Source organism: Aeribacillus sp. FSL k6-2211 (assembly GCF_037966125.1).
Classification (GTDB): domain Bacteria; phylum Bacillota; class Bacilli; order Bacillales; family Aeribacillaceae; genus Aeribacillus; species Aeribacillus composti.
The window spans coordinates 1670255-1683503 of the sequence record NZ_CP150190.1; the positions used below are offsets into that span (position 1 = coordinate 1670255).

The window sequence follows — 13249 nt, forward strand, 5'->3', positions numbered from 1 at the left end:
TAAGGGACTTCTTTCCTCTTGAGAAGGAGAGCGGTTTTCAAAAAAATGATGCGATTTAAAAGGCATCCTGTTTTTCTCGAATAGATGGGCAGCTGAAATGATGCGGAGCTGCAAGAAGCGTGTATATGGTCTTTTTGGGGAAAATCTGCATTTATGGATAAAAAAAATGACGAAATTTTGCACACACAAAGCAGGCAACAAGGATGTTAGTTGATGTTGTTGAAGGAAAACTTTTAAGTGATCGGATCATGTCATAGCACCATTCAAGATATCATTGACAATGTTGAAGGAAAACAACCTGCCGAATTTAATCGTATGACCATGACCGAAGCGCTGCAAAAATCCTTTTGATTTACCGCGAAGCTTCGAAAGAATTATTTATACACCGCAGCACACTTGAATATCGCATTGAACGTGTTGAAGAAATACTCAATGTTGATTTAAATCATGCAGATATGCGCTTTGAGCTCATGATGGCATACAAGCTGTATAATTTGTTTGATTTTGACCGAAGCGAGCTGGCAAAAAGGTGAATTCTATTGATCGAGCAAAGGATTTTGGAACGGGATAAAGTCCGGCGGAAAAAACGGTTAAGCTATCGGGCAAGCGTGTAAAAAACATCTCCTGCGAATTTATGAATGAATCATTTCTGACACGTATTGGAAAGCTTTAGCAAGCTTAAAGAATTTAAACTCTAAGCGAAAAAAGGCAAATGAAACTCCGGCAGATGAGCCAATCTCCCTTGCCGGAGTTTTCTTTTTTTATGTGTTTTGCAGCCCATACAATCATTTTTTACACGATATTTAAACGCCGTGCTCGGCTGCAACTTCTATGTGCTGAAACGTTGTGACGTCAAATAATCCTAAATCTGTAATTTTGAGCTCTGGAATGACAGGCAAACTTAAAAAAGAGAGCGTGAGGAAGAGATTGAAATGCCGATGTTTGCTCACTTTGTGCAAGCTGCTGTTCAATTCATCGAGTTGATGGGCGACGATTGGATATGCTTGATCTGACATCAATCCGCCGATCACAAGCGGCAAAGAGGCGAGCGTTTTTCCATCATTCACAACTACTAGCCCACCGCCGATTCTCTTTATCTCTTGAATGGAGCAGATCATATCCTCATCGTTTGTGCCGGCAACGATCACATTATGGGAATCGTGGGCGACGGTTGTGGCGACTGCACCGCCGATTAAGCCTAATCCTTTTACAATGGCAAGGCCAATGTTTCCAGTATTTTTATGGCGTTCGAGTACAGCCAGTTTTGCCAAATCTTTTTCAATGGAAGGGATGAAGCAAACACCGTCGCTCGGAACTTCCATCATTCTTTTAACCGTTTCAATTTGATTCGGAATAATTTCTATTACATGCGCTTTTTGGTTATTTTTCACGTGTATGGCCAACCGTTCTTTTGTAACCTCGTTTATGTTTAGATTGACAGAATTTCTTGATAAAACGGAAGGTTTTGGTTGATCTATAGATCCTATATATTGACCGTTTTCCGCTATCACTTTTCCGGCTTTCAAAACTTTTTCAATCGTAAAAGCTTTGAAGTTATCTACTATGACAAGATCTGCTCTATATCCAGGTGCGATCGCTCCTTTTTGCGATAGTCCGAAACATTGGGCGGCATTAATCGTCGCCATTTGAATCGCTATGAGAGGATCAAGTCCATGCTCGACGGCAAGACGAATATTGTAGTCAATGCTTCCCTCGGCAATTAAGTCGTCTAAATGCTTGTCATCCGTACAAAATAGACAGCGGTGGCTATTTTTTTCATTGACCACGCCGATTAGTTCTGGCAAATTTTTTGCAGCAGATCCTTGACGGATCATGACGTACATTCCGCGAGCAAGGCGGTCTTTTGCTTGCTCTTTTGTCACACATTCATGATCTGTTTGAATGCCGGCAGCTCTGTAAACATTGACTCCTTCAATGCCAAGACCTGCGCCGTGTCCGTCGATCTTATATGCTGATGCCGTTAAAAGCTTGTCAATGATGCGGTCATCTAAATTTTGAACACCTGGGAAATCCATCACTTCCGCAAGCCCGAGCACCCGAGGATGCTTGTAAAAAGGTGCAAGTTCATCATCATTTAACACAGCGCCGGCATTTTCAAACGAAGTCGCCGGAACGCAGGAAGGCAGCATGCAATACACATCTAAATCTAAGCCTTCTGAATCCTCCAGCATAAAAGATATACCTTTCGTCCCGGCGACATTCGCAATTTCATGCGGATCTATAATAACGGTTGTCACACCGTGGGGCAGAACTGCTTTGGAGAACTCCTTCGGTGTCACCATCGAAGATTCAATATGGACATGAGAGTCGATGAAACCTGGTACGATGAATTTATTCTCGGCATCAATGATGTTTACCCCATCATATTCTCCGATTCCAGCAATCACTCCGTCCGCAATGGCGATGTCTCCATGCAAAATTTCTAAATTGAAAACATCGGCAATTTTTCCGTTTTTAATCACAATGTCTGCCGGAATTTGTTTGCTAGCCACTTGGATTCTTTTCTTTAAAATGTTTTTGTCCATTCTCACTTTTCCCTTCTGTAGTAAACTCGCGCGTTGAGTTTGACAGGGAGAGTTGTGTATCGTCTCTCGTAGTCAAACTATTTACGGTAGTTTGGTAGAAACGTTTGGACCGTATTTCCAAACTTATACGAGAAAATCATTCGTATTTTTAAAAAGAGATTATACGACTCTAATTGAAACAAAGCAAGATAGTTGGCGCATTTCTTGACAGAAAAATTTTCTCAGGTATTGCGAAAAGCTGAGAATCACAGTTTCTCTGGTGCTCCAAACAGACCGGTTTTAAAAATTGGGCAGAACAACTCCTCCATAAACAAAGGAAATCATAATGAGAATGGCAGGGTGAACCTTCCATTTTTCTAAGGCAAAGAACGATACAGCAGCAATGATGAGCGATTGGATAATTCCGAGCGAATGGACAGAGTCTTCTATCATTTCCCAAGTTAAAAGCAGCATCATGACAGCAATAACAGGCTGTACAAGCAAGGTCATTCCTTTCACAACTAAAGATTCCCGGTGGCGTTGAATCAGTTTTAACAACAGAATCAAAGCGAAAGCTGACGGAAATACAGTCGCAAACAAGGCGATGAAGGCCCCCCACCATCCGTACACATCATAACCGACATAGGCGGCGATCTTCGTCGCAATAGGGCCCGGCAAAGAATTTCCCAGTGCGAGCATATTGGAAAATTCTGCATTTGTCAGCCATTTGTAATGATTGACAATCTCCTCATACATAAGCGGAATGGAAGCGGGTCCTCCTCCATAACCGAGTATGTTGGCCAAAAAGAAACCGATGAATAAGCTGATCCAGATTTTCATGCAGACATCTCCTTACTTCTGCTCTTCCGTTTTAAATGGAAAGCTCCATATGTTAAAAACATTAGAATTACAATAGCTGGATGAATCGAAATCACTTGCAGCAGGCAAAACGAAACAATCATCAGCAGGACGCCAAGCCATTTTCCCAATCCTTTCACGGCCTTTGCGGAAAATTCGTAAGCCAACTGCCCAAGCATGGCGGCGATCACCGGCATAACAGCAGAAATCATACCGTGGATAACAGGTGAATCGCTTAAAGCTGTGACCATTTTGAATAATAGAATCATGGCCAAACATGTAGGCAAAATATGAGCTGCTACGCAAATAAAAGCGCCTAATGCCCCTTTTTGTTTATATCCTAAGTAAGCGGCCATTTTTGTCGCGATCGGACCGGGCAGGGTATTGGCAATCGCCAATATTTCTGCAAATTCTTCATCTTTTACCCAACGGTATCTGGAAACTGCTTCATAACGGAACAGCGGTATGACGGAAGGACCGCCTCCGAATCCAAAAATTCCGGTTCTCAGCATAGCCATGATAAGACTTTTATAAGAAGTTTGCATATTTCTCCCCCTCATCCTTTATAATTTCATGCCCATGCGGCTCTTGTATCGTTTAATGAGAATTTGACAGTCAACGCTGACGACACCGCGCATCGGATACAATTTTTTTGTTAAAAAATTTTCCATTTCTTGATTATTTTTAAAGATTCCATGCATATGGAGCTTGCTTGGTCCAGTCATATGGTACAAGCTTGTAACGGCATGCTCCTCCGCCAATTGTTCTGCCACTTCCTCTAAATATTGCGGTTCCACTTCAACGTTGAAAAAGGCGGAAACATGAATGCCGATTTTCGTCGGATTGATAACCGTCGTAAATTTCTCGATAATTCCTTTTTCAATTAAGTTGTTTATTCTCGCCTGAACGGCAACTCGAGACAAACCGATTTCTTTTCCGAGATCGGTATACGATATCCGGCTGTTTTCATGCAGCTTCTCTAAAATTTGTTTATCAATATGGTCTATGTCTAAATTCGGAATGTTGTATTCGAATGCCATTCATACCACCCTTTATTTCGTTATGTAGTTAATTTTCTAATTATAATTTCCTTTAGTATACAAAATATGTTTTATGATTTCTATAAAAAAATGAAAATATTTATTTGTTTACGGAACGAAAAAAATCGTTAGAAAATGTGACAATATTAAAGCACCTTTTTATATGGATTTTTATAATGAAATCGAGTCAAAACGTACATCCTGGCTATCATGATTTTATGTGATGGAGGAAATTGAAGTCGGTGGCATTTCTATTGATTAACAGGAGGTTTAAATCTACCGTTTTTTATCACATAATGACTGATCAGTTTGGAAGAATTGTTATCCGTTTTTTGCTTTGTTTTGCCGATGTCCACTCAGGGGAACATAATATGGTTTGCAATAAGAAATTTTTTTCGGTTGGCATCAATAGTGGAAATACTTTTTCCATTTCATTTTGTTTTATAGAAGCAAGCTGTTTGGGCTCAAACTGTGCTGTTTCGCTTGTGCTCGATCCAGATATACAAAAAAAGATGTTCCGTAAAATTAAAATGGATAAATCGTTAAAGGTCTGATTACAAGAAACAATCTTTTTGTCTTCATATTCTGTAAGGTAGAAGGATCGACACAGGAAAATATCTTTTTGCGGCAGAGGCTGTTTTCTTCGGTTATGTTTCAAATAAATGAAAAAGCTGCTTATTATTTTTTAGCGTTAGCCAATTTGTCAAAATTATTCTTTGCTGCTAGCAGGATTAGTTTTTTACGGACTGCTAGGAAAATTGGCGCTCGATCCCGTATTAATATCTTATATGGCTGAAATTACGCCGTCATCCATGTACTCCAAAGTGTATGGTTTTTTCAATTTCAGCGGAATGCTTTCTTCAATTTTTGCACCTTATATTACGGGCTATTTTGCCGATATCACCGGCAAGCTTGAAATCGGCTTTTATTTGTCAGGTGTTTTGCTAATCATCGGCGCTGTTTTATTTCTATTTACGGAAGGTTCAAATCGCATGACCCATTTCGTTCAATACTACAAACCGGGGGAGGAACAAGTAAAATGAGCCAATCAATGATCGGAACGAAAAATATGGTTGTCAGTCCGCATTATTTAGCATCGGCAGCCGGTTGCCGCATACTGCAAAAAGGGGGCAACGCCTTCGATGCAGCGGTAGCGGTCAGCGCCTGCTTAGCGGTCGTTTATCCGCACATGACAGGGATCGGAGGAGACTCTTTTTGGCTGTTTTACAGTAAAAAGGATCAAGCAGTTCGTGCGTATAACGGCAGCGGCCGGTCAGGCTATAACGCCACGCCTGAAAAATACGAAGGTTTACCCGCCATTCCGTATCGAGGCATTCAAAGTGTTATCACCGTGCCGGGAATGGTTGACAGTTGGGATGCCATCATAAAAGAATACGGAAGACTTTCATTGGCGGAGGTTTTAGAGCCTGCTATCGAATATGCGGAAAATGGATTCCCTTTTTCAAAGGATCAATATGTCAACACGCAAAAAAATGTTCAAATTCTGCGAGAATTTCCGGAAACATCATCGATTTTCCTGCCTCATCATCGAATTCCGAGCATAAATGAAAAATTTATTCAGAAGCAATTGGCGGATACATTGAAAGAGTTAGCGAACAAAGGAAGAGATCATTTTTACAAAGGCAGTTTAACAAAACGCATTGTATCAAGCCTTCGAGAAAAAGGCGGGATTTTAATAGAGGATGATTTTGCGGATCATCACGGAGATTGGGTCGAACCGCTGAGCGGAACTTACCGCGGTTATACCATGTATCAGGTTCCGCCCAATTCACAAGGCTTTGCCGGGCTAATGGCGCTAAATATTTTAGAAAACTTTGATTTTAAAACGATTCCGCACGGTTCTTTTCAGTATTATCACCTTTTGACAGAATCATTGAAAAAAAGCTTTCAAGACCGAAACAAAGTATTGACAGATCCCGAATTCTACCAGATTCCGCTTGATAAATTGTTAAGCAAAACATATGCGAAAAAGCTGGCCGAATCGATCAGTCTGACAAAAGCAAGCGAAGTGAAGACTCAGCCTGTCGGAAACGACACTGCCCATGCGGCTGTCGTGGATGAAGAGGGGAATGCGGTTTCCTTTATACAAAGTCTTTATTTTGAATTCGGTTCATGTGTTGTTGCTGGTGACACAGGGATTTTAATGCAAAACAGAGGATCGTTCTTTTCTCTTGATCGTTCGCATGTCAATTGCTTGGCGCCGAGAAAAAGAACGTTCCACACGCTGATGCCTGCAATGGCTTTTAAAGATGGAAAGCCGTATATTTTATACGGAACACAAGGAGGAGAAGGACAGCCGCAAACACAAACAGCTATCATTACAAGAATGATTGATTATCGAATGAGCCCTGCAGAAGCAATATATGAGCCAAGGTTTGTGTGGGGAAGAACGTGGGGAGAAGAGACGGAAGAATTGAAGATGGAAGGCCGCATCTCAAAAGAAGTGATCGAATCGATGATCAAAGCTGGCCATCTTGTGAAAGTTGTTGAACCTATTGATAAAATAATGGGGCATGCCAACGCCATATTAATTGATGACCAAAGCTTTTTACATGGCGGGGTTGATCCAAGAGGAGACGGTGCGGCAATCGGTTGGTAACGGCGAATTCATAAAAAGCGGGGATTTATGCTATCCGTTGTTTCATATTTAAATATATAGGAGAAGGGTTTACGGAAAGTATCCAGCTAGGGCAAAGCCTGCAGAATTCATTATTGGAATTCTACAGGCTTTTATCATTTGAAGAGGTTCTCACATCGGTATATTCAACCCTGGAAATAAATTAGGAGAAGTTACAGCCAAAAAGAAAGGTTTTAGTAGAAATATATAGGGAAGCGAAAACACCAACGATTGCAACAAGCTGTTTCGCGGACTAAATCTTTCATCAAACCTCCTTAACAAAACTTACATTGATTTCCAGCTGCTGCTTTTCGTCAAAAACAAACAGCAAAATGAAATTTTATATTCCGCAATACTGGTCCATATAATTGCTACCAAATAGCCAAAAATGCCATGATGACCATTTTAATCTCCTTCACCATCTACACAGGCAATCATATTAGAACATTTTTTATGTATTTTTACTTATCAAATTTGTATTTGATTATTTACAAGTAATAATAAGGGGTATAACTAATATATAAAAAGAAAATTTTTAACAGCGCTCATTACGTTTGTTATTTCTACTTTTATCATAGCGATTTTATTTCGCCAGTAGCATTTCTTTTTGACCAACAAACAGGATCTTCTTTTCACGATCTTCTCATGATATCTTCATACGTAAGCGTTGGGCTGTTCTTTTATGGACTACCCACGATAGCAATTGCTTTCATTACCAAAAGGTTTTTCGCATTTGCTCTACATATAATCTTCGGAATATTGCCTGCTATCATATTATGGTTTTTTGCAGTTTTTTCTTTAGCTCAAGTTTGACACCATTTCACTACATGTGGATAACTAAAGGTGATTATACCAATAGTTATCCACTTTTTTTATCGAAAATATAATCATTATGTAGTGTTATGTGGATAACTTTTGTATATCCAATAATATGTAATATATGTTATACTATTAGTGCTATGTATATTCGAATTAATAAGCAAAAAAATAAAAATGGTTCTGTTCGTCAATATCTACAAATATGTCGTACATTTCGTGTAGACAATAAAGTTCGGCAACAAACGCTTTGTAATCTAGGGAGGTTAGAACATTTATTAGAGAATGGCTCTGTCGATAACATAATCGAGGGATTAGCCAAATTTTCAGAGCGTTACTTTGACCGAATTCACGGGCAAGGCTCTTCCTCTTCTGTCTCCGTGCTTTGGACAAAAGAGTTTGGGCCGGTTTATCTGTTCCGAAAGGTATGGGAAAAGTTAGGACTTGGTCGGCTATTACGTAAAATCATGGATGATTCCGAGGCTGCTTCTCAGTATGACGAAGCCATTTTTGCCATGGTGTTAAACCGTCTCATGGATCCCAATAGTAAGCATTATATCTTCAAACAATGGATCGACACGATTTATGCAGAAGGTCTTTCAGACATTCAACTCCATCACTACTATCGTGCATTAGACTTCTTAAGTGAACAAAAAGAAAAAATTGAGGAACAACTTTATGGACATTTAACCGATTTAACCTCATTAGAAGTAGATATCGTGTTTTACGACACGACAAGCACCTATTTCGAAGGAGAGGAAGCAGACGAACTGCTGGCTCACTATGGTTACTCCAAAGATCATCGTGGAGATCGAAAACAAGTCGTGATTGGCTTATTAATGACCAAAACAGGGATTCCGATTGGACATCAAGTCTTCCCTGGAAACATGCATGATACGAAGACATTTGGCATGGTGGTTGAAGACTTGAAGAAGCGCTATCCTATTCAGAAAGTCATTCTAGTGGGAGACCGCGGAATGGTTAGTGAAGCCAACTTAGATCAAATTCGTGAACTGGGCATGGAATATATTGTGGGTGTTAAATTACGAAAGTCGAAGAAAGCACAAGAGCTATTATCCATCCGTGGGCCATATAAGAAGGTTCTCCCGAATCTAAAAGTGAAGTCAAAGAAAATCGATGGCGAAACGTATGTACTCTGTTACAATCCGGACGCTGAAGAACGTGATCGAGCGAGTCGTCAAGTCGTGTTAGAAAACCTTCAATCGAAGCTTGATGAACTCGGTCCATCTGGACTCGTCAAAAACCGTGCGTATTCCAAGTTTTTAACGATAGAAAAAGCATCGGCCAAAATTGATGAAGAGAAGGTATCCAATGACGAAAAGTTTGACGGAAAGTACGCCATTCGGACCAACTCGTCATTAACGGATGAAGAGGCAGCACTTGCCTATAAAGAGTTGTGGAGAGTGGAACAAGCCTTTCGTAACCTGAAGTCGAATCTAGAACTTCGCCCGATGTACCATCGAGTGGAATCTCGTATTCGAGGCCATATCATGGTTTGTTTCCTTGCGCTTGTCATGGAATCCTTTTTGGCCTATAAGCTAAAAGAAATAGGATGCCAAACAAGTGTAAAGGATATTTTGCATGATGTAAGCCAGATGAAGGCCTCGAAAATACGCGTGAATGGTGAAGAGCAAATCGTTCGTACAGAATTACAAGGTCAAGCAAATCTAGCATTTGAAGCACTTGTCACACAAGCGCCTCCTAGAGTATTAGAAAAAAACACGTGCCACTAACAAGTGTAGTGGTACGTGTTGTGGGTAAAGTCCAAAACACCAGTATTTTCGGGCTTTTCTTTAGTGTACTCTGTCAAACTTGAGTTTAGCTATTTCCGTTATTTTTTTCTTCGTTGACGAAGTCATTAAATATGGAATAAATAGGGGCTTAATGGTTGAATCCTCATGAAACAGAATGAAACACCGGGAAAGTTATTCTTCGGTTTAGGACTGTAGCCAATTGAGCAACATACATCTGCAAGAGAGTGCTGAAAATGTTTCAAAATAACAAAAAAACCGGAGAGCTTTGGAGTGCATGATAAATACCTTGGCTGTAGGTTGGAAAACTTTGATTGGACGAGCAAACTGGACAGAGATCAAGAAGGAAATAACGTCCCCAGAGGATTATGCGGAGAAGGTCATAAGATAATCAGATAATCCGCACGAGATAACGCCCAAATACGAAAATTAAAATAAATAGGCAAGACAACAATCCACTGAAAGTCGCTGCGTTAAATGCTAGATACGAGCTAAATCGGTTGAGAATGTACGTTCTTCTATAGTATGATAAAATAGTTATCTCGTTTATTTTTAAAAGGGTGTTTGGATATGGACACAGAAACTGCATCTGTGAGAACGTTTAAATATGGAAACAATCTCGAAGTAAAAATTGAACTAAATGATTGCGTATCCTTTTTAAAGTCTTTAAAAGATGAAAGCATCGACTTGATTGTAACAGACCCTGCTTATTCTGGAATGAATAACAAGCTGAAGCTCGGGAAGGGCAGAATCGTTGGTGAATATAAGCAAAAGGGAACGGAAAATGGGAAATGGTTTGCGGAATTTGAAGACAGTGAAGAAAACTATCATCTCTTTTTACAAGAGTGCAAGAGGGTGCTGAAAAAAGATACAGGGCACATTTACATCATGTTTGATTCTTTTTCTTTATTAAGCTTAGGGCATTTAATGAGAGAGTACTTTGACGTAAAAAACATCATCACTTGGGATAAAATCAATATGGGAATGGGGCATTATTTTAGAAGAAGGCACGAATATATTATTTTTGCTACGAACGGAAACAACCGCAAAATTAGAAACCGGTCTTTTCCGGATGTATGGAGGTTTAAACGAATTCACCATTCGAAATATCCGACGCAAAAACCGGTTGAGCTGTTCCAAGCGATGATTTATGCAAGTGCCGAAGAGGGATTTACGGTTTGCGACCCGTTTTTAGGGAGCGGATCGTCAGCTATTGCAGCCATAAAAAACAACTGCCGCTTTTTAGGATGCGATATCGCAAGCAATGCTTTTACAGCCAATGAAGAAAGAATTCATCACTATCTTAAAACAAAAGAAGACATCTATCAGCCCAAGCCTTGCCATATCGAAGGCGAACCGGTATTTTGGGAATAAAGACCGATCATAACTACGCAGCTTGCAAATGTTATTCATCTTCACCAAACCATAAAAAAATCGGCGTTTAGCCGATTTTTTTATTTTGATCATTGTCTGATCCAAGACCATATTTCTTTTGGCGTGGCATTTTTTCCGTACATTAAGATGCCGACTTTAAATATTTTTCCAGCTAGTTTCATAAATATCCAAACACTTATTATTAAGATTGCAAGTGATATGACAATTTCCGCCCATGGCCATTCCTCTAATATCGACAAACGAAGAACGTAGGTAGAAGGACTGCAAAAAAATTGCAACTTCTGGAGCTCAGGATGTAAATAAAAAAATTCGAAGCAGCTGATGAAAAAAATGTACGGAGAAACACGCAGCAAAATGGAACTGTAAAAAAGGTCAACAGCAGATGAAAAATTTCTATGTATTTTGCGACAGTCTTTTTTTAAATACTTTTTCCAGCGCATATTTGCTGAATCTATGGACAGAAGTGAAAAACTCGGGAATATTCATCCTCTTGTTTAGGAAGTATAAGAAAAAACAAGAGGAGATGTTGTGATGAGAAAATTTGTCATTTTGCTCTGCCTTTCGCTCGCTCTTTCTGGATGCGGAAATGGAAATGATAAAAAGCAGGGCGCTTCTTATGATCAACAGCAAGGAACGACAACTCAGAATGAAGGAGATAGCTCGCTCATTAGGATGCAGCATAGCCAATCTCCAGCAAAACGAATCCAAAAGGTAAACCTTGATCAGACGGCCCGCGACAAAAGACCTATAAACTCAATTGGATTTCTTGAGCCGATCACTCCGCAGCAATCCGTTTCTGACTTAAAAGGTGTCAGCCAGCATTTATCATATGTAGCTTTTTTCAGTTACCGAGTGAACGCCGATGGAAGTCTTGTTCCAATTGAAGACAGTGAAGCACTCGCAGCTGCTAAAAAATCCGGTGCGATTCCGATGATGGTCATCACCAATTTTACAGAAGGAAATTTTTCACCGGATATTGCTCATCGGATCTTTACAGATAAAACAGCCTCTAAAAGTTTGATCAATGGCGTTATTCAGACGATGAAAGCAAAAGGATATAAAGCTTTAAATATCGACTTTGAACATATTCGGGAAAAGGATCGTGAGCTGTATAACGGCTTTCTCGAAACGATTTTGCCGCAGGTTCGCAAAGCCGGCTTTACGGTTTCAACTGCATTGGCCCCAAAAACGAGTGATGAACAAAGAGGACCATGGCACGGAGCCCATGATTATAAGAGACATGGAGAGTTAGCAGATTTTGTTATTTTGATGACGTATGAATGGGGATGGTCCGGCGGTCCGCCAATGGCGGTTTCACCGATTCCGCAAGTTCGCAAAGTACTGGATTATGCCGTTTCCGTCATTCCGCGAAACAAAATTATGATGGGCGCCCCTTTGTATGGGTACGATTGGACTTTACCATACAAAAAAGGCGGTAAATTTGCCAAACGAATCGCTCCGGCAGAAGCAGCAGACCTAGCGGCGAAAGAAGGAGTTGAAATTCAGTATGACAACGAGGCGCAGGCACCTTGGTTTCGCTACACCGATGATCAAAACAAAACACATGAGGTCTGGTTTGAAAATGAACAAAGCATGCAGGCAAAGTTTAATCTCGTAAAAGAATACGGACTGAATGGAGTGGCGTATTGGGTGCTTGGCGAGCCATTCCCTCAAAATTGGACTTTGCTTGAAGAGGAGTTTATCATTCAAAGACACTAAGCGGAGAAAAATGGCATTAGCCCGCAACATTCTGAAAGAAGAAGGCGTCAACTGTTTGCAGATCAAAATCGAAGGTATACTAGCATGGAATCGGCTGTTCTTCACTTCAATACTAGCTTATTATAGCTGGTAAAGTGTTAGGACAGCTTTTTATTTTAATACACCTCATCAAAATTTGTTTAGCTGAAAATTGTGCTGAATTGTGCAATATAAAAATAGATTTACCAACTTTTTTAAGTGAGGAAAGAGGAAAAACCCTTGTTACATCTATGTTAGATAGATGAACAGTTTACATTAAAACTACAGTGGTAAGAAATCATGCACAACATGTCAAAATCATGTAATAGTCAGACAGTTCAAATCTATAACCTCTTAGAGTTAAGTGAAAATGAAACAATGTCAGTTAAGGTAAGTTAAGGTTATTTAAATTTATTTAAATTATTATTATACCACTTAATTTTATTATAAGCAATAATTTTAACTTTA

8 protein-coding genes, 2 pseudogenes and 1 riboswitch are annotated in these 13249 nt (G+C 39.9%); of the genes and pseudogenes, 5 read left to right on the forward strand and 5 right to left on the reverse strand.

Annotated features, from left to right (window positions below; genetic code table 11):
* Positions 1-803 precede the first annotated feature (803 nt).
* The 4 genes from ade to NSU19_RS08145 all read right to left on the reverse strand — a co-directional run bounded on the left by ade (position 804) and on the right by NSU19_RS08145 (position 4423).
* A complete protein-coding gene (ade, locus tag NSU19_RS08130) occupies positions 804-2546 on the reverse strand; it encodes an adenine deaminase (protein ID WP_003352561.1) in 1743 nt (580 codons plus the stop codon).
* A 49-nt stretch (positions 2547-2595) separates the two neighbouring features.
* Positions 2596-2697, reverse strand: a riboswitch (purine riboswitch).
* A 128-nt stretch (positions 2698-2825) separates the two neighbouring features.
* Positions 2826-3365, reverse strand: a complete 540-nt coding sequence (locus tag NSU19_RS08135) for a chromate transporter (protein ID WP_094245607.1) — start codon at positions 3363-3365, stop codon at positions 2826-2828.
* Positions 3362-3928 carry a chromate transporter gene (locus NSU19_RS08140; RefSeq protein ID WP_063388248.1) on the reverse strand — a complete coding sequence of 189 codons (567 nt, stop codon included), beginning with the start codon at positions 3926-3928 and terminating at the stop codon, positions 3362-3364. The genes NSU19_RS08135 and NSU19_RS08140 overlap by 4 nt, the downstream gene beginning before the upstream one ends.
* 18 nt (positions 3929-3946) lie before the next feature.
* Complete coding sequence (locus NSU19_RS08145) at positions 3947-4423, reverse strand: Lrp/AsnC family transcriptional regulator (protein WP_063388247.1); 477 nt, start codon at positions 4421-4423, stop codon at positions 3947-3949.
* 704 nt (positions 4424-5127) lie between these two features.
* Between NSU19_RS08145 and NSU19_RS08150 the strand changes: the two are divergent.
* The 4 genes and pseudogenes from NSU19_RS08150 to NSU19_RS08165 all read left to right on the forward strand — a co-directional run.
* Positions 5128-5466, forward strand: a pseudogene (locus NSU19_RS08150) (MFS transporter); the annotation flags it as partial.
* A gap of 8 nt (positions 5467-5474) precedes the next feature.
* Positions 5475-7043: a gamma-glutamyltransferase gene (gene ggt / locus NSU19_RS08155; protein WP_339199992.1), complete on the forward strand. Its 1569-nt coding sequence runs from the start codon at positions 5475-5477 to the stop codon at positions 7041-7043.
* A gap of 977 nt (positions 7044-8020) precedes the next feature.
* A complete protein-coding gene (locus tag NSU19_RS08160; protein ID WP_339199715.1) occupies positions 8021-9631 on the forward strand; it encodes an IS1634 family transposase in 1611 nt (536 codons plus the stop codon).
* Positions 9632-10219: 588 nt separating this feature from the next.
* Positions 10220-11023 carry a site-specific DNA-methyltransferase gene (locus tag NSU19_RS08165; protein WP_339199717.1) on the forward strand — a complete coding sequence of 268 codons (804 nt, stop codon included), beginning with the start codon at positions 10220-10222 and terminating at the stop codon, positions 11021-11023.
* 89 nt (positions 11024-11112) lie between these two features.
* On the opposite strand, the pseudogene NSU19_RS08170 reads toward NSU19_RS08165, so the two are convergent.
* Positions 11113-11292: pseudogene (locus NSU19_RS08170) on the reverse strand (ABC transporter permease); the annotation flags it as partial.
* A gap of 283 nt (positions 11293-11575) precedes the next feature.
* Here NSU19_RS08170 and NSU19_RS08175 point away from each other — a divergent pair.
* Positions 11576-12763 (forward strand): glycosyl hydrolase family 18 protein, encoded by a 1188-nt coding sequence (locus NSU19_RS08175; RefSeq protein WP_339199719.1) that lies wholly within the window; start codon positions 11576-11578, stop codon positions 12761-12763.
* The last annotated feature ends 486 nt before the right edge of the window (positions 12764-13249 follow it).

What these genes read in the sequence shown, in the direction of transcription:
- ade (WP_003352561.1), bottom strand. Translation starts at nt 2,546, where the DNA reads ATGGACAAAAACATTTTAAAGAAAAGAATCCAAGTGGCTAGCAAACAA.
- NSU19_RS08135 (WP_094245607.1), bottom strand. Translation starts at nt 3,365, where the DNA reads ATGAAAATCTGGATCAGCTTATTCATCGGTTTCTTTTTGGCCAACATA.
- NSU19_RS08140 (WP_063388248.1), bottom strand. Translation starts at nt 3,928, where the DNA reads ATGCAAACTTCTTATAAAAGTCTTATCATGGCTATGCTGAGAACCGGA.
- NSU19_RS08145 (WP_063388247.1), bottom strand. Translation starts at nt 4,423, where the DNA reads ATGGCATTCGAATACAACATTCCGAATTTAGACATAGACCATATTGAT.
- ggt (WP_339199992.1), top strand. Translation starts at nt 5,475, where the DNA reads ATGATCGGAACGAAAAATATGGTTGTCAGTCCGCATTATTTAGCATCG.
- NSU19_RS08160 (WP_339199715.1), top strand. Translation starts at nt 8,021, where the DNA reads ATGTATATTCGAATTAATAAGCAAAAAAATAAAAATGGTTCTGTTCGT.
- NSU19_RS08165 (WP_339199717.1), top strand. Translation starts at nt 10,220, where the DNA reads ATGGACACAGAAACTGCATCTGTGAGAACGTTTAAATATGGAAACAAT.
- NSU19_RS08175 (WP_339199719.1), top strand. Translation starts at nt 11,576, where the DNA reads ATGAGAAAATTTGTCATTTTGCTCTGCCTTTCGCTCGCTCTTTCTGGA.